At 70.9% G+C, this 22,193-nt stretch carries 22 protein-coding genes; 17 read left to right on the top strand and 5 right to left on the bottom strand.

Features of this window, described 5'->3' with window-relative positions; translation table 11 throughout:
- Positions 1 to 102 precede the first annotated feature (102 nt).
- On the top strand, positions 103 to 603 hold the full coding sequence (locus IF22_RS0109900) for a signal peptidase II (protein WP_030330531.1): 501 nt from the start codon (positions 103 to 105) through the stop codon (positions 601 to 603).
- Here the strand turns inward: IF22_RS0109900 and IF22_RS0109895 are convergent.
- From IF22_RS0109895 to IF22_RS0109880, 4 genes are read right to left on the bottom strand one after another with little or no spacing between them, the layout of a single operon-like run.
- Complete coding sequence (locus IF22_RS0109895) at positions 592 to 1,194, bottom strand: LutC/YkgG family protein (RefSeq protein ID WP_245233581.1); 603 nt, start codon at positions 1,192 to 1,194, stop codon at positions 592 to 594. The two genes, IF22_RS0109900 and IF22_RS0109895, sit on opposite strands and share 12 nt — an antisense overlap.
- Entirely contained in the window at positions 1,191 to 2,636 is a 1,446-nt protein-coding gene (locus IF22_RS0109890) for a LutB/LldF family L-lactate oxidation iron-sulfur protein (protein WP_030330529.1), read from the bottom strand. Before IF22_RS0109890 ends, IF22_RS0109895 begins: the two co-directional genes overlap by 4 nt.
- Positions 2,633 to 3,337 carry a (Fe-S)-binding protein gene (locus tag IF22_RS0109885; protein WP_030330527.1) on the bottom strand — a complete coding sequence of 235 codons (705 nt, stop codon included), beginning with the start codon at positions 3,335 to 3,337 and terminating at the stop codon, positions 2,633 to 2,635. Before IF22_RS0109885 ends, IF22_RS0109890 begins: the two co-directional genes overlap by 4 nt.
- 28 nt (positions 3,338 to 3,365) lie before the next feature.
- On the bottom strand, positions 3,366 to 4,085 hold the full coding sequence (locus tag IF22_RS0109880) for a GntR family transcriptional regulator (RefSeq protein WP_051708289.1): 720 nt from the start codon (positions 4,083 to 4,085) through the stop codon (positions 3,366 to 3,368).
- A gap of 122 nt (positions 4,086 to 4,207) precedes the next feature.
- Between IF22_RS0109880 and IF22_RS0109875 the strand changes: the two genes are divergently transcribed.
- The 12 genes from IF22_RS0109875 (at position 4,208) to IF22_RS35855 (ending at position 16,983) form a co-directional block, all read left to right on the top strand.
- Positions 4,208 to 5,257: a sugar ABC transporter substrate-binding protein gene (locus tag IF22_RS0109875; protein ID WP_030330524.1), complete on the top strand. Its 1,050-nt coding sequence runs from the start codon at positions 4,208 to 4,210 to the stop codon at positions 5,255 to 5,257.
- Positions 5,257 to 6,345 (top strand): mandelate racemase/muconate lactonizing enzyme family protein, encoded by a 1,089-nt coding sequence (locus tag IF22_RS0109870; RefSeq protein WP_030330523.1) that lies wholly within the window; start codon positions 5,257 to 5,259, stop codon positions 6,343 to 6,345. Before IF22_RS0109875 ends, IF22_RS0109870 begins: the two co-directional genes overlap by 1 nt.
- Positions 6,342 to 7,415 carry an ABC transporter permease gene (locus tag IF22_RS0109865; protein WP_030330521.1) on the top strand — a complete coding sequence of 358 codons (1,074 nt, stop codon included), beginning with the start codon at positions 6,342 to 6,344 and terminating at the stop codon, positions 7,413 to 7,415. The genes IF22_RS0109870 and IF22_RS0109865 overlap by 4 nt, the downstream gene beginning before the upstream one ends.
- Positions 7,412 to 8,362 (top strand): ABC transporter permease, encoded by a 951-nt coding sequence (locus tag IF22_RS0109860; RefSeq protein WP_036411135.1) that lies wholly within the window; start codon positions 7,412 to 7,414, stop codon positions 8,360 to 8,362. Before IF22_RS0109865 ends, IF22_RS0109860 begins: the two co-directional genes overlap by 4 nt.
- Positions 8,359 to 9,891 (top strand): sugar ABC transporter ATP-binding protein, encoded by a 1,533-nt coding sequence (locus IF22_RS0109855; protein WP_030330517.1) that lies wholly within the window; start codon positions 8,359 to 8,361, stop codon positions 9,889 to 9,891. The genes IF22_RS0109860 and IF22_RS0109855 overlap by 4 nt, the downstream gene beginning before the upstream one ends.
- Complete coding sequence (locus IF22_RS0109850; protein ID WP_030330515.1) at positions 9,888 to 10,865, top strand: aldo/keto reductase; 978 nt, start codon at positions 9,888 to 9,890, stop codon at positions 10,863 to 10,865. Before IF22_RS0109855 ends, IF22_RS0109850 begins: the two co-directional genes overlap by 4 nt.
- Before the next feature lie 64 nt (positions 10,866 to 10,929).
- Complete coding sequence (locus IF22_RS0109845; RefSeq protein ID WP_030330514.1) at positions 10,930 to 11,769, top strand: fumarylacetoacetate hydrolase family protein; 840 nt, start codon at positions 10,930 to 10,932, stop codon at positions 11,767 to 11,769.
- A complete protein-coding gene (locus tag IF22_RS0109840) occupies positions 11,769 to 13,073 on the top strand; it encodes an enolase C-terminal domain-like protein (protein ID WP_030330513.1) in 1,305 nt (434 codons plus the stop codon). The genes IF22_RS0109845 and IF22_RS0109840 overlap by 1 nt, the downstream gene beginning before the upstream one ends.
- A 69-nt stretch (positions 13,074 to 13,142) precedes the next feature.
- A complete protein-coding gene (locus tag IF22_RS0109835) occupies positions 13,143 to 13,931 on the top strand; it encodes an SDR family NAD(P)-dependent oxidoreductase (protein ID WP_030330511.1) in 789 nt (262 codons plus the stop codon).
- 138 nt (positions 13,932 to 14,069) lie between these two features.
- Positions 14,070 to 14,852, top strand: coding sequence for a hypothetical protein (locus IF22_RS0109830; protein ID WP_156057422.1), 783 nt, complete (start codon positions 14,070 to 14,072; stop codon positions 14,850 to 14,852).
- Between the two features lie 389 nt (positions 14,853 to 15,241).
- Positions 15,242 to 16,240 carry an RNA polymerase subunit sigma-70 gene (locus tag IF22_RS0109825; RefSeq protein ID WP_030330508.1) on the top strand — a complete coding sequence of 333 codons (999 nt, stop codon included), beginning with the start codon at positions 15,242 to 15,244 and terminating at the stop codon, positions 16,238 to 16,240.
- A 5-nt stretch (positions 16,241 to 16,245) separates the two neighbouring features.
- On the top strand, positions 16,246 to 16,983 hold the full coding sequence (locus tag IF22_RS35855; RefSeq protein WP_030330506.1) for a DUF6069 family protein: 738 nt from the start codon (positions 16,246 to 16,248) through the stop codon (positions 16,981 to 16,983).
- A gap of 15 nt (positions 16,984 to 16,998) precedes the next feature.
- On the opposite strand, the gene IF22_RS0109815 is transcribed toward IF22_RS35855, so the two are convergent.
- A complete protein-coding gene (locus IF22_RS0109815; RefSeq protein ID WP_030330504.1) occupies positions 16,999 to 17,766 on the bottom strand; it encodes a FadR/GntR family transcriptional regulator in 768 nt (255 codons plus the stop codon).
- A 134-nt stretch (positions 17,767 to 17,900) separates the two neighbouring features.
- Between IF22_RS0109815 and IF22_RS0109810 the strand changes: the two genes are divergently transcribed.
- From IF22_RS0109810 to dgoD, 4 genes are all read left to right on the top strand, one after another.
- The gene (locus IF22_RS0109810) at positions 17,901 to 19,187 is read left to right on the top strand and encodes an ABC transporter substrate-binding protein (protein ID WP_030330502.1); all 1,287 of its coding nucleotides are present in this window, start codon (positions 17,901 to 17,903) and stop codon (positions 19,185 to 19,187) included.
- Between the two features lie 75 nt (positions 19,188 to 19,262).
- The gene (locus IF22_RS0109805) at positions 19,263 to 20,213 is read left to right on the top strand and encodes a carbohydrate ABC transporter permease (RefSeq protein WP_209444522.1); all 951 of its coding nucleotides are present in this window, start codon (positions 19,263 to 19,265) and stop codon (positions 20,211 to 20,213) included.
- The gene (locus tag IF22_RS0109800) at positions 20,210 to 21,025 is read left to right on the top strand and encodes a carbohydrate ABC transporter permease (protein WP_030330500.1); all 816 of its coding nucleotides are present in this window, start codon (positions 20,210 to 20,212) and stop codon (positions 21,023 to 21,025) included. The genes IF22_RS0109805 and IF22_RS0109800 overlap by 4 nt, the downstream gene beginning before the upstream one ends.
- Positions 21,026 to 21,032: 7 nt before the next feature.
- Positions 21,033 to 22,181, top strand: a complete 1,149-nt coding sequence (dgoD, locus tag IF22_RS0109795; RefSeq protein WP_030330498.1) for a galactonate dehydratase — start codon at positions 21,033 to 21,035, stop codon at positions 22,179 to 22,181.
- Positions 22,182 to 22,193: the final 12 nt, after the last annotated feature.

The following is a 22,193-nucleotide window of genomic DNA, read 5'->3' as shown; positions in this document are numbered from 1 at the left end:
CCAAGCTTGTGCGTCATGCTGTTGATCAACGGGGCCGCCGGCGTGCGGGCTCGCGTTCACCGCCGGTGGTGACTGTTGCCACCGACCGGCTAGGGTTCCGGGGTGTTCCGCGTCGTCGTGTTGATCGCTGCCGTGGTGCTCGCCGCGGATCAACTCACCAAGTACTGGGCCGAGTCCGCGCTGTCCGGCGGGCAGACCATCACCGTTCTCGGTGACCTGCTGCAGCTGCGACTCGTCTACAACCCGGGTGCCGCCTTCTCGATCGGCTCCGCGTACACCTGGATCTTCGCGGTGTTCGCGGCGGCGGCGGTGGTCGCGGTGACGGTCGTGGCGCTGCGGGTCACCTCGCGGGCCTGGGCGGTGGCGCTGGGCCTGGTGCTCGGCGGCGCGACGACGCACCTGCTGGACCGCCTCTTGCGCGAGCCGGGGTTCGCTCGCGGGCACGTCGTGGACTTCATCGACTACGCCGGGTTCTTCGTCGGCAACGTCGCCGACATCGCCCTGGTGGTCGGCGTGGGCATCGTCATGCTGCTCAACGTGCGCGGCATTCCGCTGCGGGCGCCGGCGAGCGAGGCCCGCGAGCAGGTGTCGTCAGGCTCCTGAGCCGACCAGGACGACCTCCAGCCGGCGCGGGCCGTGCACTCCCTCGACCCGGTTCAGCTCGATGTCGCTGGTGGCGGACGGGCCGGAGATCCAGGTCTGCGGCGCGCGCGGGTTCAGTCGGGTGAGCGCCTCGGGCAGCAGACCGACCACCTGGTCGGCGCGAACGACGCAGATGTGCCGGTCGGGCACCAGGGTGAGCGCCCGCCGCCCCTGCGTCGGGCCGGCGTCGAGGATGATGGTGCCCGTGTCGGCGATCGCGACCGCGCAGCCGGTCAGCACCGCGTCCAGGTCGTCGAGTACGGCCGGTGACAGCGCGGGCGCGTCGCGGTGCACCTGCCCGGCGTAACCGGTCAGCCAGTCGGCCGGCAGGTCGGCGGGGACGGCGAGCCGGTCGACCTCGCTGAGCAGCCGGGGTAGGGCGTCGATGCCATGGTGGACCACCGCCCGGTAGTCCTCCAGGCGGTCGACCAGGGTGGCGATCAGGTCGGGGCGGTCGTCGACCCGGCGGTAGCGGCGGGGCACCTGCACCGGCGGCGGGCTGTCGGCCAGGGCCGTCCGCAGCCGCGCCAGGATCTCGTCACGTGCGCTCACTGCTTCCCCCACCATTCCCGGAAGGTCTGCGGCCCGGGCAGCGGCAGGTCGCGCGACCGGGTCCACGCCGACCCGGGCCAGGGCAGTCGGCGCAGCGTACGCGCGCCGGTGCGGCGCATCCGGTACGCCCCGAGCGGCCCCGCACCCGCCCGGGCCAGGCGCAGGGCGGCGGCCCAGCGCCGAGGGCTGCGCATCACCCAGGACAGGACACCCATGGCGGCCCGTTCGGCCGGCGGATGCGGCGCCTGCTGGCGGAGGTGGACCAGGATCTCCGGAATGTTGATCTTCACCGGGCAGACGTCGTAGCAGGCGCCGCAGAGGGTCGACGCGTACGGCAGCGAGGCGTTGTCGGCCACCCCGGTCAGCTGCGGCGACAGGATCGCCCCGATCGGCCCCGGATACACCGAGCCGTACGCGTGCCCGCCGGCCCGCTCGTACACCGGGCAGACGTTGAGGCAGGCGGAGCAACGGATGCAGGACAGCGCCGGCCGCCCCACCGGGTCGGCGAGCACGGCGGAGCGGCCATTGTCGACAAGGACGACGTGCACGTCCTGCGGACCGTCGCCGGGGGTGACACCGGTCCACATCGAGGTGTACGGGTTCATCCGCTCGCCGGTCGAGGACCGGGGCAGCAGTTGCAGGAAGACCTCCAGGTCGGTGAAGGTCGGCAGCAGCTTCTCGACGCCGACGACGCTGATCAACGTCTCGGGGAGGGTGAGGCACATCCGCCCGTTGCCCTCGGACTCCACCACCACGAGGGTGCCGGTGTCCGCCACGGCGAAGTTGGCGCCGGAGACGGCGACCCGGGCCGAGAGGAACCGTCGTCGCAGGTGGGCGCGGGCCGCCTCGGCCAGCGCGGCCGGTTCGTCGCTCAGGTCGGCCGGCACGTCGGGCATGCGACGCTGGAAGATCTCCCGGATCTGCGCCCGGTTGTAGTGGATCGCCGGCACCAGGATGTGCGAGGGGGTGTCCTCGCCGAGCTGCACGATCAACTCGGCGAGGTCGGTCTCGTACGCGGCGATCCCGGCGGCCTCCAACGCCTCGTTGAGCTCGATCTCCTGGGTCGCCATCGACTTGACCTTCACGACCTCGTCGGCCCCGGCGGCCCGGGTCAACGCGACCACGATCCGGCACGCCTCGGCCGCGTCGCGGGCCCAGTGCACTGTGGCGCCGGCGGCGGTGACGGATGCCTCGAACTGCTCCAGCAGCTCCGGCAACCGACGTTGGACGTCCGCCTTGATCGCCGAGCCGGCGTCGCGCAGCGCCTCCCAGTCGGGTACCTCGTCGACGACCCGGGCGCGCTTGGCGCGGATGGTGCGGGTGGCCCGGTGCAGGTTGGCCCGCAGCTGCGGGTCGGCGACTGCCGGTTTGGCGGCGGTGGGAAAGGGCAGCGGCGTGCGGATCCGTCCGCTCCCGGTGGCGGGTGCGACCGGCTGGCTCATGAGCTGGCCCCGGCGAGAATCTCGGCGTAGTGCATGGCCCGTACGCCCGAGCGGTGGCGGTCGAGGCCGCCGCCGATGTGCGCCAGGCAGGAGTTGTCGGCGGCGGCCAGCACCCGTGCGCCGGTGTCACGAACCCGGGCGCACTTGTCGGTGAGCATCGCTGTGGAGACGTCCGGGTTCTTCAGGGCGAAGGTGCCGCCGAAACCACAGCACTCCTCGGCGTCGCCCAGCTCGACCAGTGTGATCCCGCGCACCTGGCGCAGCAGGGTCAGCGGCCGGTCGCCGAGGCGCAGCATCCGCAGGCCGTGACAGGTGGGGTGGTAGGTGACCGTCTCCGGGAACTCGGCGCCGACGTCGGTGACGCCGAGAACGTCGACGAGCAGCTCGGACAGCTCGTAGGTGCGCGCGGCCACCGAGGTGGCGGGCGGGTGCAGGCGCGGGTACTGGTCGCGGATCATCGCGGTGCACGACCCGGACGGTGCGACGACGGCGTCGTAGCCGTCGAACACGTCGACGTAGTTGCGCACCATCGGCATCGCCTCGGCCCGGTAACCGGTGTTGGCGTGCATCTGCCCGCAACAGGTCTGCCGGTCGGGGAACTCGACGGTGTGGCCGAGCCGCCGCAGGATGCGGGTGACAGCGATGCCGGTGCCCGGGTACGCGAGGTCGTTCACGCAGGTGATGAAGAGGGCTATGCGCACGGCTGCTCCTCGGACGGGTCGGGGGTGGTCACGCCGGGTCGCGCGGTGCTCCGGGCGCGGGAAGCTGGTCGAAGGCGGGCAGGTGGCGCTCCCGGGCGGCGGTCAGGTGCGCCCGCATCGCCTCGGCGTCGGCGTCGGAGTCACCGGCGGCGATGGCGGCGGCGATGCGTTGGTGCTCGGTGTTGGTGTCCGGAGCGCCGGTGACCGGGAAGTACAGCCGGTGCAGGTGCAGGTGGGAGTGCAGCCGGGTGATGCTGTCCCGCAGCAGTGGGCTGCCGGCCACCTCGGCGATCAGGTCGTGGAAGGTGGCGTCCAGCGCGGTGAACGCGGCATGTCGGCGGTAGCCGTCGCCGGCCTCCACATCGATCGTCGCCGCCGCCTCGGTGCTGATCCGCTGCCGCTCCTCGGTGGAGGCGTGGGCGGCGGCCCGGCCGGCGGTGGCACCCTCCAACAGCAGCCGGACCTCGAACAGGTCGTCGAACTCGGCACGGGTCAGCAGCGGCGTGGTGGTGTAGCCGGACAGCGGGCGTTTACGGACCAGGCCGTCGGCTTCCAACCGGGCGAGCGCCTCGCGCACAGGGGTGGGGGAGACGTCCAGCTCTCGGGAGAGAGCGTCGATGTTGACCCGCTCGCCCGGCGGCAGGATGTGGTCCATGACCAGGGTCTTTATCGACTCGTAGACGTCGTCGGCGAGGGTGAGTCGACGGGCGGGACGGAGTCGGCCCTCGCGAGCTTCCTGCTGGGCCATCTCGTCTCCTCAACAACCCCTTGACTGTGCCGGTGTGAGCGAGTACACACTAGCAAAGCAACATCCTATAGGAAATAGGCTCGCCCGCCGCCGTCTCACCCCACCACCCTGAGGAGACGAACATGTCGCGCAGAATGTTGTCCCGGATCGGCTCCGGCCTCGCCGTCTTGGCCCTCGCCAGCACCACCGCGGCCTGCACGAAGAAGAGCGACACCACCGACGCCGAAGCCGGGGGTCGGGAGCCAGGGCAGGTCAAGGTCGCACTCGTCCCCGGCGGCTCGCACCCGTACTTCCAGCCCTGGAAGGACGCCGGGGCAACCGCCAAGTCGGAGCTCGCGCTCGGCGACGTCACCTTCAACGAGACCGCGGGCTGGGACCAGACCAAGCAGAACGACGTGCTCAAGTCCCTCGCCGCGCAGGGCTACAACGCCTTCGGGGTCTTCGGCGTCTCACCCGACAACATCAACTCCACCTTCGAGGACCTCAAGCGGCAGGGCTTCCCCGTCGGCTCGCTGGCCTCCTGCCCAGCCGGCGCCAACAAGGCCGACTTCTGCCTCTCCACCGACGTGGAGGTCGCCGCGTACAAGGGCGCCAAGGCCGCCATCGACGCGATGGGCGGTCAGGGCAACCTGGTCCACCTGACCGGAAACAAGGTCGACTCCAACACCCAACGCCGGATCGCGGGCGTGGAGAAGGCGGTCGCCGAGACCGGCGGCAAGGTGACCCTGATCCAGAGCGTCACCGACATCGACAAGGACCTGCAGAGCGCGCAGAAGGCCGTGGCCGACCTCCTCGCCGCGAAGGGCCGGCAGATCCAGGGGATCGTGAACACCGCCTACAACCCGGCGGTCGCCTCGGCCGAGGGTGTCCGCCAGTCGAAGCTGCCCATCAAGGTCATCGCCATCGACGACGACCCGACGGTCCTCGACGGGCTGCGCGGCGGCTCGGTGGCCGCCACCGTCCTGCAGAACCCCGTCGGTCAGGCCCAGGTCGGCTCGTACGCCCTGATGAAGCTCAGCGGCGGCTGCACCATGGCCGAACCCGGGGTAACCATCGACTCGGGCTCGTTCGTGGTGACGAAGGACAACCTGGACGGCTACGAGGCCGACCGCACCGCCACCACCGAGGCACTGCGGAAGAAGTTCGACGGCGACCTGCTCAAGTGCAGCTGATGTCGAGCATCACCACGGCCGAGGCGTACCTCGTCGACATTCCCGTGGAGACCGTCCGCACCGACGCGGTACAGGCGTTCCTCAAGCAGGAGACGATCTTCGTCGAGGTGCGCACGGCCGACGACGGGCACGGCACGGGGTACGCGTACACGATCGGGACCGGCGGCACCGCGGTGCTCGCGCTGCTGCGCGACTACCTGCTGCCGCACCTGGTCGGCCGCGACGCCGCGCGGGTGGAGGCGATCTGGCGTGACCTGCACGCCGCCACCCGCGCCACCGCCGTCGGGGCCATCACCTCGCTGGCGCTCGCCGCGATCGACACCGCGCTGTGGGATCTGCGCGCCCGCGCCGCCGGTCTGCCGCTGTGGGTGCTCGCCGGTGGCGCCAAGGACCGCGTCCCGCTGTACGACACGGAGGGCGGCTGGCTGCACCTCACCGAGGACGAGCTGGTCGCCGGCGCGAAGGCGTCCCAGGCGGCCGGCTGGCCCGGCGTCAAGCTGAAGGTCGGCAAGCCGAACCCGGCCGAGGACGCCGCCCGGATCGGCGCGGTCCGGGCTGCCCTCGGCGACCACGTCGACGTGATGGTCGACGCCAACCAGTCGCTGACCGCCGCCGAGGCGATCCGCCGGGCCCGGCTGCTCGAACCGCACCAGCTCGCCTGGTTCGAGGAGCCGCTGCCGGCCGACGACATCGCGGGACACGAACTGCTGGCCCGCGCGACCAGCATCCCGGTCGCGGTGGGGGAGTCGATGTACTCGATCGGCCAGTTCGCCGAGTACCTGCGTCGGCAGGCCGCCGGCGTCGTCCAGGTCGACGTGGCGCGCATCGGCGGCATCACCCCGTGGCTCAAGGTGGCGCACCTGGCCGAGGCCTGCAACGTGGTGGTCTGCCCGCACTTCCTGATGGAACTGCACGTGAGCCTCTGCGCGGCCGTGCCGAACAGCCGCTACGTCGAGCACATCCCACAACTGCGCGCGATCACCCGGACCGAGATCGCGATCGTCGACGGCCACGCGCTCGCCCCCGACGAGCCGGGCCTCGGCATCGACTGGGACCGCGACGCGATCGAGGACAGGAGGGTGGCGTGAAGACGGAAACAGCGCCGGAGGCGTCGGCGGCACCCCCGGCCGCGGAGCCCCGGCCGCCGACCAGGGCCCTGCCGGTCTGGGCGAACCCCCGGCTCGGCCTGCTCATCGTCATCGCCGTGCTGGTCGCGCTCTTCTCGTCGCTCACCCCCGCGTTCCTCGACCCCCGCCTCACCCTGGCACCGCTGCAGGCCGACATCAGCGTGTACGCCGTGGTCGGTCTCGCCCAACTCGCCGTGCTGTCGCTCGGGCACATGAACATGGCCGTGGGCCGGATGGCCGCGCTCTCCACCTTCGCGATGGGCCTGGCCTACGACCGGCTCGGCGTACCGCTGCTGGTCGGGCTGCTCGTGGGACTCGCCGTCGGGGCGGGCATCGGCGCGCTCGCCGGCCTGCTCATCGCCAAGACCGGAGTGAACTCGTTCGTGGTGACCCTCGCGCTCGACTTCGGGCTGCTCGGCCTGGTCACCATCCTCTACACCTGGGCGACCGGCGGGGTGTCGTTCGCGGTGCAGCCGAGTGGGCTCTCCGCGCTGCGCTTCGACACCTTCGCCGACTACTGCATGGGCGAGGTCTGCGGGCCCCGGATCCCGCTGGTCGTGCCGATCGCGGTGGCCGCGGCGCTCGGTGTCGGGCTGCTGTTCCGGCGTGCCCGGCTGGGCCGGGAGATCCTGATGACCGGCTCCAACCCGGTCGCCGCCGAGCTGTCCGGTATTCCCACGCACCGGCGGGTGGTCGCCGCGCACGCGCTGAGCGGGCTGCTCGCCGCGCTGGCCGGGTTCCTGCTCGCCGCCAACAACGGTGCCTTCTCCGCCACCATCGGGGAGTCGTTCCTGCTGCCGTCGTTCCTGGCCCCGGTGCTCGGTGGGACGCTGCTCGCCGGTGGTGCGGTCAGCGTCCTCGGCACCGCGCTCGGGGCGACCCTCACCCAGGTCATCTACAAGGGACTCAACCTGCTCCAGTTCTCCCTGGAGGAACTGAAGCTCTACATCGGACTGGTGCTGCTCGCGGCGCTGTCGCTGGACCGGCTGCGGGCCGTGCTCGCCGAGCGAAGGGCGGTGTCACCGTCATGAGGAGCCTGATCCGGACCAACGAGTTCACCCTCGCGGTGATCGCGGCGCTCGGGTTCGCGGCGCTCGCGGTCGCCACCGACTTCAACCTGCTCACCGCCGGCACCCTGGACGCCTTCCTGCGTTTCCTCGCCCTGCCGATCGTCATCGGCCTGGCCCAGATGGTGGTGCTCGCCGTCGGTCAGATGAACCTCTCGGTGGGCGTGCTCACCGGGTTCTGCGCGATGGCCTCGGGTTGGCTCATGATCGACGCCGGGCTGCCCGCCCCGGTCGCGGTGCTCGCCGCGCTGGCCCTCGGCGCCGTCGTCGGACTGGTCAACGGCCTGCTGGTGATCTTCACCCGGATCAACGGGTTCATCGTCACCCTGGCCACCATGACGATCCTCGAAGGACTGCGGTACGGGGTGAACGGCACCGGCACCTACCAGGGCTACTCGCCCGGCCTGCGGGAGTTCGGGCAGGCGTCGCTGGCCGGCGTGCCAGTGGTCTTCCTGCTGGCGGTGGCGAGCGCCGTCGCTGTCGCCCTCTTCTTCCGGCGTACGGTGCCCGGCCGGCACCTGCTCGCCTCCGGCGGCAACCCGTTCGCCGCCCGACTGTCGGGCATCTCGAACGACCGGGCGCTGGTGCTGGCCCACACCCTGTCGGGGCTGCTGGCCGGCTTCGCCGCGGTGATCGTGGTGGCCGCCTTCGGCTCGGTGAACGCCTCGATCGGCGACGACCTGCTGCTGCCCAGCTTCGCCGCACCGATCATCGGCGGTGTGGCCCTGGCCGGCGGCATGATCAGCGTGACCGGCACGGTGCTCGCGGCCTTCCTGGTACGGCTCGTCGACGTGAGCCAGTCGCAGTTCGACATCAACCGGCGGTGGGTGGACCTCATCATCGGCGCGGTGGTCCTCGGCGCGGTGCTGCTCGGGCAGTTCCGCGACAAGCTCTCCGGAGGTACCCGATGAGCGTCGTGCTGGCCGCGGAGAAACTGGTCAAGACGTTCCCCGGGGTGCGCGCCCTGGACGAGGCGACGCTGACAGTGACCGCCGGCAGCGTGCACGCGCTGCTCGGCGAGAACGGCGCCGGCAAGAGCACCCTGATCAAGATCCTGACCGGGGTGTACCGGCCGGACGGTGGGCAGCTGCGGCTGCCCGGACCGGACGGGCAACCGCGTACGGTGCAGCTCGGCAACCCGCAGGACGCCCAGCGGGCCGGCATCGGCGTGGTGCACCAGGAGCGGAACCTGATCCCGGCGTTCAGCGTCGCCGAGAACATCTGCCTGCAACATCTGCCCCGCCGCGCCGGCCTGGTCGACCGGGCGGCGTTACGGACCGAGGCTCGCCGTTGCCTCGAACTGCTCGACCTCGACCTGGACCCCGACCTGCCGGTGTCGCGGCTGTCGGTGGCCCAACTCCAGCTGGTGGAGATCGCCAAGGCGTTGTCGGCCGACTCGACAGTGCTGCTGCTCGACGAACCGACCGCGTCACTGACCAACGACGAGGCCGACCGGCTCTACGGCATCGTGCGTCGACTGTCCGAGCGGGGTCACGCCACAGTGCTGGTCAGCCACAAACTGGAGGAGGTCTTCGCGATCGCCGACACGGTGACGGTGCTGCGCGACGGGCGCAGCGTCGCCGAGGCGGAACCCCTCGCCGAGCACAGCCGCGAGGAGATCGTCGACCTGATGGTCGGCCGGGCGTACCAGCAGGTGCACCTCGCCGCCCGGGCCGTCGCGGCGGACGTCGAACCGGCGCTGGCGCTCGACCACGTCGCCACCGCCGCCGGCCACCACGACGTCAGCCTCACCGTTCGCCCCGGCGAGATCGTCGGCCTGTACGGGCTCGTCGGTGCGGGCCGCAGCGAACTGGCCAAGGCGTTGCTCGGCCTCGACCGGATCACCACCGGTGAGGTGCGGGTGCACGGGCGGCCGGCCCGGATCCGGGACGTGGGTGACGCCCTGCACCGGTACCGGATCGGCTACGTCACCGAGAACCGCAAGGAGGAGGGCCTCTTCCTCGACCAGACCGTGGCCCGCAACACAGCGGTGACCGTGTGGCGCCGGCTGGCCCGGCTGGGACTCGTCCGCGACCGCTCCGAGCGGACGCTCGTCGACGAGTACGCCGACCGGCTGGGCATCCGACTCGCCTCGCCCGACCAGCACGCCGGTCAGCTCTCCGGCGGCAACCAGCAGAAGGTCAGCCTGGCCAAGTGGCTGGCGGCCGACTGCGACGTGCTCATCATCGACGAGCCCACCGTCGGCATCGACGTGCGCACCAAGGGGGCCTTCCACGAATTGATCGCCGGCCTGGCCGCGCGCGGAATGGCCATCCTGCTGATCTCGTCGGACCTGCCGGAGATGGTCACCCTCGCCGACCGGATCGCGGTGATGCGCGAGTTCGCCATCGTTGGTGAACTGGACAACGACCACGACTACGAGCGGATGAGTCAGTCGGTGATCCGGTTCATCCACGACGGGCAGGGGGTTGTCGCGTGAAGGCCGTCGAACGAGTGACAGTGGGGCGTACCGACGTGGTGGTGACCCGGCTCGGGCTCGGGCTCGCCCCGATCGGCGGGATGTTCGACGCCGTCGGTGACGAGGTCGCGCACGCCACCGTCGCGGCGGCCTGGGATCTCGGGCTGCGCTACTTCGACACCGCCCCGCTCTACGGTTGCGGCCTCTCCGAGCGACGCGCCGGGGCGGTCCTCGCCGGCAAGCCGCGCGACGCGTTCACCGTCTCCACCAAGGTGGGTCGGCTGCTCGTCCCCGACGGTGGTGACCGGCAGGAGTTCTGGGCCGAGCCGACCGACCTCGTGCCCCGGTTCGACTTCTCCGCCGCCGGAGTACGCCGCTCCCACGCGGAGAGCCTGGCCCGAATGGGGCTGGACCGGATCGACATCGCGCACATCCACGACCCGGACGACCACCTCGCCGAGGCGGTCGCCGGGGCGTACCCGGCGTTGGCGCAGCTGCGGGCGGCCGGCGAGATCGGCGCGGTCAGCGCCGGCATGAACCAGGCCCCGGCGCTGGTCGAGCTGGCCCACGCCGGCGACTTCGACTGCTTCATGCTCGCTGGCCGGTACACGCTGCTCGACCAGTCCGGCCTCGACGAGCTGTTGCCGCTGTGCCAGGCGAAGGGGATCGCGATCATCGCCGCCGGGGTCTACAACTCGGGCCTGCTGGCCGACCCGAGCCCGGGCGCCCCCTACGACTACGCCCCGGCCGGCCGCAGGCTGCTCGACCGGGCCACCGCGATCCGGTCGGTGTGCGAGCGGCACGGCGTACCGCTGCGGGCCGCGGCGATCCAGTTTCCGCTCGGGCACCCGGCGGTCACCAGCGTGGTGGTCGGCGCCCGGGACCCGGAGCAGATCGCCGACAACGTGGCGATGTTCGAGTGGGACGTGCCCGATGCGCTGTGGGCCGATCTCAAGGCCGAGGGTCTGCTGCCGAGCCAGGTGCCGACGCCGTGATCATCGACGCGAGCAGCCGTCCGGCTTGTGTCGCGACTCGTACCTATGCACTGGAGGTTGGTTCGTGAAGTTCATGCGCGTCGGGCCCGTGGGGCGGGAACGCCCCGTGCTGTTCGCCGACGGAAGGCACTTCGACCTCTCGTCGCTCACCGCCGACATCGACGGCGAGTTCCTCGCCGGCGACGGCGTGCGGAGGGTCCGCGAGGCCACCGACCTGCCCGAGATCGACGTCACCGGTCAGCGGGTCGGCGCACCGGTCGCCCGGCCCGGGGTGGTGCTCTGCGTGGGGCAGAACTACGCCGCGCACGCCGCCGAATCGGGCGCCGCGCCACCGACCGACCCGATCATCTTCTACAAGGCGCCCAACACCGTCGTCGGCCCGCACGACGAGGTCCTGATCCCGCGTGGCTCGACGAAGACGGACTGGGAGGTGGAGTTGGCGGTGGTGATCGGCCGACCGGCCCGCTACCTCGCCTCGCCCGCCGACGCCCTCGGGCACATCGCCGGGTACGTCCTCTCCAACGACGTCTCCGAGCGGGACTTCCAACTCGCCGTCTCCGGCGGTCAGTGGTCGAAGGGCAAGTCCTGCGAGACGTTCCAACCGCTCGGCCCGTGGCTGGTCACCGCCGACGAGGTCGGCGACCCGCAGGCGCTGCGGCTGCGCTCCTGGGTCAACGGCGAGCCCCGACAGGACTCCAGCACCAAAGACATGATCTTCGACGTGGCGTACCTGGTCTGGCACCTGTCCCAGTACACAGTGCTGGAGCCGGGCGACGTCATCAACACCGGCACTCCGCAGGGAGTGGCGCTCTCCGGCCGCTTCCCGTACCTGACCGCCGGCGACGTGATGGAGGTCGAGATCGACGGCCTCGGTCGGCAGCGCAACACGCTCCGGGACGCCTGATGGCGGTGATCACCTCCGTCGACACGTACGACGTCCGGTTCCCCACCTCGCGGGACCTCGACGGTTCCGACGCGATGAACCCCGACCCCGACTACTCGGCCGCGTACCTGGTGCTGAGCACCGACGACGGCCCGGACGGGCACGGCTTCACCTTCACCATCGGGCGGGGCAACGACGTCTGCCGGGCGGCGATCGACGCGCTGGTGCCGTACGTGGTCGGCCTGGACCCGGACACCGTGGACCTCGGTGCGTTCGCCCGCTCGCTCACCCAGGACTCGCAGCTGCGCTGGCTCGGCCCGGAGAAGGGCGTGATGCACCTCGCCGCCGCAGCGGTGATCAACGCGATGTGGGACCTGGTCGCCAAGCGGGCGGGCAAGCCGGTCTGGCGCTACCTGGCCGACCTCAGCCCCGAGCAGATCGTCGACCTGGTCGACTGGCGCTACCTCACCGACGCCCTCACCCCCGACGAGGCACTGGAGATCCTGCGTGCCGCCGAGCCGGGTCGGGCCGACCGGATCGCCCGGCTGACCGAGCGGGGCTACCCCGCGTACACCACGTCGCCCGGCTGGCTCGGCTACTCCGACGACAAGGTGGTCGGGCTGGCCCGGCAGGCCGTGGCCGACGGGTTCACCCAGATCAAGCTGAAGGTGGGCGCGGACGCCGCCGACGACGTACGCCGCCTGAAGATCGCCCGCGAGGCGGTCGGCCCGCGGATCCGGATCGCGCTCGACGCCAACCAGCGCTGGGACGTCGCCGAGGCGGTCGACCGGATGCGCGAGTTGGCGCCGTACGACCCGTGGTGGATCGAGGAACCGACCAGCCCCGACGATGTGCTCGCCCACGCGGCGATCCGGTCCGCCCTCGCCACCAGCGCACCCGACGGCGGGCCGATCCGGGTCGCCACCGGCGAGCACGTGGCGAACCGGGTGGTGTTCAAACAGCTGCTCCAGGCCGGTGCCGTCGACGTCGTTCAGATCGACGCCTGCCGGGTGGGCGGCGTGAACGAGAACGTCGCCATCCTGCTGCTCGCCATGAAGTACGAGGTGCCGGTCTGCCCGCACGCCGGGGGAGTGGGCCTGTGCGAGCTGGTGCAGCACCTGTCGATGTTCGACTTCGTGGCGGTGTCCGGCTCGATGCGTGACCGGGTCGTCGAGTACGTCGACCACCTGCACGAGCACTTCCTCGACCCGGTGGTGATCAAGGACGGGCACTACGTGGCGCCCAGCGCGCCGGGGTTCTCCGCCGCGATGCGTCCGGCGAGCCTCGCCACGTACGCGTACCCCGACGGGCCGGCCTGGGTCTGACTCGGGGCGCGCTTCACCGCGCGGCCAACCTGACGGCGGTGCGTCAACTACTCGGAAGGAGAGAGCAGCATGCGGTGTGACGGTCTGGTGGCAGTGGTGACCGGAGGCGGATCGGGGATCGGGCTCGCGTGTGTGCGGGCGTTCGCCGCCACCGGCGCCCGGGTGGGTGTCCTGGACCTGGAGCTGTCGGGTCTGCCGGAGGATCACGGCGTCCTCGGCGTCCGGGCGGACGTGGCCGACCGCGCCTCGCTGAGCACGGCCGTCGCAGCGGTCGCCGAGGCGTTCGGCGGCATCGACATCCTGGTTAACAACGCCGGGATCTCGGCCGTGGGCACGGTGGAGGAGAACGACGACGAGCAGTGGAGCCGGGTACTCGACGTCAATGTCTCCGGTGTGGCCCGCACCAGCGCCGTCGCCCTGCCGTACCTGCGCCGGTCGTCGTCCGCGGCGATCGTCAACATCTCCTCGATCGCGGCGACCACGGGTCTGCCCAAACGCGCCCTGTACTCGGCGTCGAAGGGTGCCGTGCACGCCCTCACCCTCGCCATGGCCGCCGACCTGGTGACGGATGGCGTCCGGGTCAACTGCGTCGCCCCCGGCACCGTCGACACGCCCTGGGTGGCCCGCCTGCTCGCCGGCGCCGCCGACCCGACGGCGGAGAAGCGGCACCTGGCCTCGCGGCAGCCGATCGGCCGCCTGGTGACCGCCGACGAGGTGGCCGCCGCCGTCGTCTACCTCGCGTCGCCCGCGACCGGGTCGGTGACCGGTTCGTCGCTGCCTGTCGACGGAGGCATGTCCGGCCTGCGCCTACCTGCCCCGGCGCGGCCCGCGGCCGATCCTGCCGAATCGGGCGCGTGACATGATTGCGCGATGGGGAAACAGCAGGACGTCGGCGAGCCCGACCGTCACAGCGGGTCCGGCACCACCGCCCACCGTCCGATCGGTGGGAGCGCTGACGCTCGACTCGCGCTCGCCCAGGACCCCACAACGCCACAAATGACCCTTATCGACCTGGCTTCCGACCCGTCGGTACTGGTCCGCAAGGCGGTCGCCGCTCGGGCCGACGCACCCGCGCAAGCCCTGCGACCGCTCACCCGCGACCATGATCGTCAGGTCCGGGAGGCGGTGGCGAGGAACCCCTCCACCTCGATCGCCAACCTCATGCGCCTGGTCAAGGACGCCGACCGGTGGGTCCGCTGGGCGGTCGCCGGCAACCCGGCGTGCGACGAGTCGATCCGCCAGGTCATGGCGCAGACCTCGGACAAGGAGCTTCGCGGCCTGCTCGCGGAGAGTCGGGAGCTGGAGCCGGAGCTGGCCGCCAAGCTGATCGACGACGTGTCACCCGAGGTACGGGAACGACTCGCCACGCACACCCACGACCCCGACGTGATCACCGCCCTGTTGGCCGACCGCACCGCACGCGTACGCAAGGGGGTCGCCCGCAATCCACGGACCACCGCCGAGCAGCGCAGCGCGCTCGCCGCGGACCCGGTGGTCGACGTCCGTGCCGCGCTGGTGCGGGCCGTCGAGCTGAGCGACGCGGATCTGGCCCGGCTGGTCGACGACCGCGCGGTGCAGGTCCGACTGGCGATGGCCACGTCCGACGTCGTTCCGCCGCACATCCGGCAGGCCCTCACCCGTGACCCCGACGAGATGGTGGCCAGCGCGGCGCGCGACCACCGCCCCGGAGCCGGCAACGCCTCCGCCGTGCGGGCACCTCGCATCGCGCACCGGCCCTCCGCCGGTGCGGGCCGATCGGGCGGCGGCACCGCCCGGTAGCACCGCGCCGCGTCCCCCAGGCCGTGCGGGCGGGTGCTGATCGGAGCCATCGGGGACCCGGGTGCTCCGCCGAGCGGCGGATGCGCCCGCGAGCGTGATGACTCACAGGCATCATGATGCCTGTGAGTCATCAGGCTGGTCGGGGCGTCTGCCCCACGACGACCGTGCGGGTTGGTGCGACCAGCTGCCGTCGGTCGCTGTCGGATCAGTACGGCCGCCGGATACCTCGATGCGACAGCACCCGCGCCTGCTCCTCGCTCATCTGGACATGATCCCAGCACCACCCCGCCATCGCCCGCCGCCGACGAGCGCCCATCCCGAGTGATGAGTTGTCGCGTCCGCGCCCGTCATACCTCCGACAGGACATGACGAGGCGGAAGGATGACGTGATGAGTGCGGACACACGGCTGCAGGAGATGGTTGTGAGCGGTCTCGGCGAGGTCGACGAGCCGGCGTTCTCGGGGCTGGCACAGCGGCACCGGCGGGAGCTGCACGTGCACTGCTACCGGATGCTCGGCTCGTTCGAGGACGCCGAGGACACGGTGCAGGAGACGTTCCTGCGGGCCTGGCGGCGGCGGGAGACGTTCGAGGGGCGGTCGACGTTCCGGGCATGGCTGTACCGGATCGCCACCAACGCCTGCCTGGACCTGCTCGCCAAGCGCCGCCCGGAGCCGGCGACCGGCGGTGAGGTGCTGTGGTTGCAGCCCTACCCGGACCGATTGCTCGACGAGCTGCCCGCGGGCGACGGGGACGAGCCGGAGAGCGTTGCCGTCGCGCGGGAGACGATCGAGCTGGCGTACCTGGTCGCGGTCCAGCACCTGGCGCCGCGTCCACGGGCCGTGCTGATACTGCGCGACGTGCTCGGCTGGCCGGCGAAGGACGTCGCGGAGCTGCTCGGGGATTCGGTCAACTCGGTGAACAGCGCACTGCAGCGGGCTCGCGCCGGCATGCGGGAGCACCTGCCCGCCGAGCGGCAGGACTGGGTCGGCGGCGACGAGGACGCCGGGACGCGCGAGCTGGTGCGCCGCTTCACCGACGCCAGCGTGGCCACCGACGTCGACGCGCTCGCCACCATGCTGCGCGACGACGTCCGCTCCTCGATGCCGCCCACGCCGGGCCTGTCCGTCGGCCGCGACGCGGTGCTGAGCAACTGGGTCGAGGACGGCTTCGACGCCATGACGGGCCTGCGCGCGGTGCCCACCTCGGTGAACCGGCAACCCGCTGTCGCCTTCTACCACTGGCGCGAGCAGGAGGGCGCGTACCTGCCGCTGACGATCGACGTCCTGCGCGTCACCGGCGGCGCGATCACCGAGGTCTTCATCTTCCACGCCGACCAGTTCCCGCGGCTCGGTCTGCCGCCGCGGCTGCCGGCCGACGGCAGGGAGTAGTCCCGATGCGGACGCTGACCCTGCCCGGGGGCGCCCGCGCGGCGGTGGTCGGGGCGCAGTGGTCCGACGCGTTCGCCGTCGTCACCAGCGGACGGATCCAGCTGGAGCTGCGCGACGGCGAACCAGGGCCGGTCCTCGGACGCGACGCCGGGTTCTGGCTGCGCGGCACCGGCGTCCGCGCTCTGCGCAACCCCGGCCGCCGCACGGCGACGGTGCGCGTCTGTACGCCACGGGACGTCCCACGCCAGTCAACCAGTCCGGTACGCCAGCTCACCGTCGATGGAGACGCCATGACCAGCACTGAGGACACCCAGATCGCCGCCGGCCCGACACCGGGCCAGCCCCGCCGGGGTCACCGGCTGCGGAGGCTTGCCGGCACCGGCCTGGTCGCCACGCTCGCGGCGATGGTGGCCACCACCCTCGCCGCCGCGCTGGCTCGGGCCGTCGGCGTCGATTTCGCGATCCCCGACGGCGGCGGCGAGACGATCCCGTTGTCCGGGTTCGCCGTGGTGACGGGCTTCTTCTCGGTGGTGGGCGTCGTCATCGCCGGCGCTCTCCTGTGGTGGAGTGCGCGCCCCGCCCACCGGTTCGTGTGGACGGCGGTGGCGCTGACCGCGCTCTCGCTGATCCCACCGTTCGTCTCGGGGGCGAACGCGGCCACCATCGCCGCGCTGCTGGGGCTGCACCTCGTCGCCGCGACGGTGATGATCCCGGTCCTGACGCGCAGCCTCCGTACCGACTGACGCACGCGCTGGTCGCTACCCGGTGCCGTGCTCGGGCCCGCCGGTCTGCTCCCACAGCGACTTCATCTCGTCGAAGGCCTGCTCCATCAGCTGCACCATCGCCTGCCGGGCGCGCTCACCGTCGCGCCGCTGGATCGCCTGGGCGACATCGGCGTGCATCTGGAGGGCCTGCTCGTGCGGGTGGTGCGGCATGAGGTGGTGCTTGTGCCGGCCGGTGAGCACCTCCGCGACCAGCTCCTGGAGCCGGACGAACATCTCGTTGCCGGAGGCGAGCAGGACCCGCCGGTGAAACTCGATGTCGAGGTGCAGGAAGCGTTCCTCGTCGCCGGCCTCGCCGGCCGCCCACATCTTCGCCGCCAACCCGACCAGGTCGCTGGCCTCGTCACGGCCGATCCGGCTGGCGGCCAGGAAGGCCGCGTGCGGCTCGACCGCGGTGCGCAGTTCGGTGATCGACCGGAGCTGGGCCATCCGACCCGCCGAGGCGAGACGCCAGCGGATCACCTGCGGGTCGAAGACGTTCCACGCGCTCGCCGGCCGGATCAGCACGCCCACCCGTCGACGCGCCTCGATGAAGCCGATCGAGGCCAGCACCCGCAGCACCTCGCGGACGACCGAGCGGGACACGGCGTACCGCTCGACCAGCTCGTCGATGTTGAGGACCGACCCGGGGGGCAGCTCACCGCCGCAGATGGCGGTGCCGAGGTGGTCGAGGACGCGCGCGTGCAGCCCGGACTCGGCGGGGAGGGGCGAAGCGGCTGCAACCTCTGGTGAGGACGGTTCCACTCAAAGATCATATCATTTGCATCTACCTCTTGAGGTAATCAGCTTTTTCGGCCTAGCATCCCGATGTTAAGCGGATGTAACGCCGAGGTAGCGGCTCTCTCGGGGGCGGCGGCCACGACAGAAAGAGAGACAGCGTGCGACGTCGACTGGTAATCGGCACATCTCTGGCCGTGGTCGCCGCCATGAGCCTGACCGCCTGCGGTGGCGACGGCGGCGGCGAAGACTCCAAGACCGTTCGCGTGACACTCGTCAACCATGTGTGGACGGAGAACATCAGAAAGGCCCTGCCGGAGTTCGAGAAGCAGTCCGGCCTCACCGTCGACGTCACCCAGCTCGGTGAGGACCAGCTCTCCGACCAGTACAACGTCAAGCTGAACGCCGGCTCCGACGACATCGACGTGATGATGTACCGGCCGCTGCAGGAGGGAAAGCTGTTCGCCAAGAACAAGTACCTCGCCGACCTGAGCGAGAGGGCCAAGTCCGACAGCGCCTTCGAGATCGGCGACTTCCAGGCTGGCCCGATGCAGGCGACGACCTATGAGGACAAGGTGGTCGGGCTGCCGATCATCACCGAGCAGGAGGTCCTCTACTACCGCAAGGACCTGCTGACGAAGTCCGGCTTCACCGCGCCACCGAAGACGCTCGACGAGCTCAAGGCGCAGGCCGCGAAGATCGAGGCGGACAACCCGGGCGTCGCCGGCTTCGTCGCGCGTACCGGCAAGGCCGCCGCCGTCACCCAGTTCTCCAGCTTCCTCTTCAGCTTCGGCGGCGACTTCGTGGACTCCAGCGGGAAGGCGACTGTCAACACCGAGCAGGCCAAGCAGGCGTACGCCTACTACGGCGGGCTGCTGCGCGACCACGGCCCGGAGAACATCAGCACCGACATGAGCTGGTCCGAGGCGATGGCGATCTTCACGCAGGGCAAGGCCGCCTTCTACACCGAGGCCAACTCGCTCTACAAGAACGCCACCGACCCGACCAAGTCCAAGGTCGTCGACACGGTCGGCTTCGCGGCCTTCCCAGCCGGCCCGGCCGGCTCGAAGCCGTACAACATCCCGTCCTGGGCGCTCGGGGTGAACGACAGCTCGGAGAACAAGGACAACGCCTGGAAGTTCATCCAGTGGGCGGCCGGCAAGGAACAGGCGCTGGCGCAGCAGACGGCCGGCGTACCCGGTGCCCGCACCTCGGTCTGGGCGAACCCGGCGGGTACCGCCTCCTACCCGAAGGACCTGGCCGAGGCGAACACGGTAAGCACCGCCAACGGTGTCGGCCACGACCGTCCGCTGGTGGTCAAGGTGGCCGAGGCGCGGGAGATCGTCGGCCAGCCGATCGTGGACGCGATCACCGGCAAGGACGCCGCCGCCTCGGCGGAGACGGCCAACGCGGCGTTCCAGAAGTTCCTCGACGACGAGGCGAAGTAGCCCGACCGCCGGGCGGCGGAGCCGACCGGCTCCGCCGCCCCGCCGGGACCTGACCCCCGAACCCGGAGACCCCTCATGTCAGCCGTCATCACCCCCCGCACCGACACGCCCGAGGCCCCTGCGGCGGTCCAGGAAGACTCCGCCTGGTCACGGTGGACGAACGAGCACCGCAAGTGGCTCTTCGCGGCACCCGCCATGCTCTTCGTCGCCGTGCTGATCATCTTTCCGGTGGCGTGGACCGGCTATCTGAGCCTGACCGACGCCGAGGGCTCGGTGCGCGCCGAGTCGGAGTTCATCGGAATCCAGAACTACCTCGACGTGCTCACCGACACCGATCGGTTCTGGCCGGCGGTCTGGCGTACCGTCCTGTTCACCGGCGTCGTGTTGTTCTTCGAGGTCATCCTCGGCATGGCGATCGCCCTGCTGCTGTGGCGACCCTTCCGCGGTGAGAAGTGGGTCCGCGTCGCGATCCTCCTGCCACTGGTGGCCACCCCGGTGGCGGTCGGCATGATGTGGCGGCTGATCTTCGATCCCAACATCGGGATGGCGAACCAACTGCTCGGCTGGATCGGGATCGGCCCGCAGCCCTGGCTGGCCGGGCAGCACTCGGCCCTGCCGACCACGATGTTCATCGACATCTGGCAGTGGACCCCGATGGTCGTGCTGATCCTGCTCGCCGGGCTCACCTCGCTCTCCGACGAGCCGCAGGAAGCGGCGCGGATCGACGGCGCCAGCAGCTGGCAGCGGTTCCGGCACGTCACCCTCCCGCTGTTGATGCCCACGGTGATCGTCGCCATCCTGCTGCGCGGCATCGACGCGCTCAAGACGTTCGACATCCTCTACGCCACCAAGGGTCGCGGCGGCGGGTCGTTCCACGAGGTCGAGACCCTCAACGTGTACGCCTACGGCCTCAGCTTCGACTACAACGACTACGGCGTCTCGTCGACAGTCCTCATCATCTTCTTCCTGATCATCATCGGGGTGATGTGGGCCCTCACCTATCGCAAGAAGGGGCTGGGCCGATGAAGCCGAGCAAGCCGTACCGCGTCTTCCGCACCTCGGCGCTGGTGGTCGTGGTCTTCGCGCTGATGGCGCCGCTGCTCTGGATGATCGCCGCGTCGTTCAAGACCAACGTGGACATCTACGACACCGCCAAGGCGTTCGTCTTCTCGCCCAGCCTGAAGAACTACGAGACAGTTCTCCAGCAGGCCAACTATCTCCAGTTCATCGGCAACAGTCTCTGGGTGGCGTTCGCGGCCACCGCGCTCTCGCTCCTGCTCGGCGTGCCCGCCGCGTACTCGATGAGCCGGTTCAGCATGAAGAAGTCCGCGCTCGTCGTGCTGATGGCCCGGGTGATCCCCGGCGTCTCGCTGCTGGTGCCCTGGTACTACGTCTTCTCGAACCTGAAGCTGGTCGGCGGGTTCAGCGTGCTGATCCTGAGCCACATGTTCGTGTCGCTCCCGCTGATCGTCTACATCATGATGGGCTACTTCGACGGCCTGCCGACCGAGTTGGAAGAGGCGGCGCTGGTCGACGGGCTGACCCACATCGGCGCGTTCCGGCGGATCACCCTGCCGCTGTCGGTGCCGGGCGTCGCGACCGCCGGCATCCTCTCGTTCATCTTCTCCTGGAACAACTTCATGTTCGCCCTGGTGCTCTCCGGCTCCGACACGAAGACGCTCCCCGTCGCGATCTTCGACTTCGTCGGCTACGCCAGCATCGACTGGGGCGGCCTGATGGCCGCCGCGACGGTGGTCACCCTGCCGATCATGCTGATCGCCCTGTTCGTGCAGAAGTACGTCGTCTCCGGCCTGACCGCCGGTGCCACGAAGGGCTGACCGGGTCATGACGAGGATCGCGAAGGTGGAGACCTTCCTGGTCGCGCCGCGCTGGCTGTTCGTCCGGATCGAGACGGAGTCCGGCATCGTCGGCTGGGGTGAGGCGACCTGCGAGGGCCGGTCCGAGACCGTACGCACGGCCGTCGACCAGCTCAGCGAACTGCTCACGGGTCGCGACGCGCTGCGTATCGAGGACCACTGGCAGGTGTTGACCAAGGGGTCCTTCTACCGGGGCGGCCCGATCCTGGCCAGCGCGGTGTCCGGTCTGGACCAGGCGCTCTGGGACATCGCCGGTAAGCACTACGGCGCCCCCGTGCACCAGCTCCTCGGTGGGCCGGTCCGGGACCGGATCCGGGTCTACGGCTGGATCGGTGGTGACGAGCCCGCCGAGATCCGCGACCAGATCAGCGCCCGGGTCGAGGCGGGCCTGACCGCGGTGAAGATGAACGCGTCCGGGCCGATGGGCGCGCTCGCCTCGGTCGCCGACCTCGACGCGGTGGTGCGGCGGGTGGCCGTCGCCCGCGAGGTCCTCGGCGACGACCGCGACGTCGCCGTCGACTTCCACGGCCGGTTCACTCTCGCCAACGTCCGGCGGGTCGCCCCGCTGCTGGAGCCGTACCGGCCGTTCTTCCTGGAAGAACCGGTGGTTCCGGAGAACTCGCACCTGATCGGTGAGGTCGTCCGCTGCACCACCACCCCCATCTCCACCGGGGAGCGGCTCTACAGCCGGCAGGAGTTCCTGCCCGTGCTGCAGGCCGGCATCGCCGTGGCCCAGCCGGACCTCGCGCACGCCGGCGGCATCACCGAGGTTCGCAAGATCGCCACGTTGGCCGAGGTGTACGACGTGCAGCTCGCCCCGCACTGTCCGCTCGGGCCGATCGCCCTCGCCGCCTGCCTGCAGGTCGGCTTCGCCACCCCCAACTTCCTCATCCAGGAACAGAGCATCGGCATCCACTACAACCAGGGCGCCGAGGTGCTCGACTACTGCCTCGACCAGACCCCGCTGACCTTCGTCGACGGGTACGTGGCCCGGCTGACCGCCCCCGGCCTCGGCATCGAGATCGACGAACACGCGGTGCGGACCGCTGACAAGCGCGGGCACGCCTGGCGCAGCCCCACCTGGCGGCACCCCGACGGCTCCTATGCGGAGTGGTGAGACCCCGACCGG

Origin of the sequence: Micromonospora parva (genome assembly GCF_000718515.1) — a bacterium.
Taxonomy (GTDB): Bacteria; Actinomycetota; Actinomycetes; order Mycobacteriales; family Micromonosporaceae; genus Micromonospora; species Micromonospora parva.
This window is presented reverse-complemented; position numbering and strand designations above follow the sequence as displayed.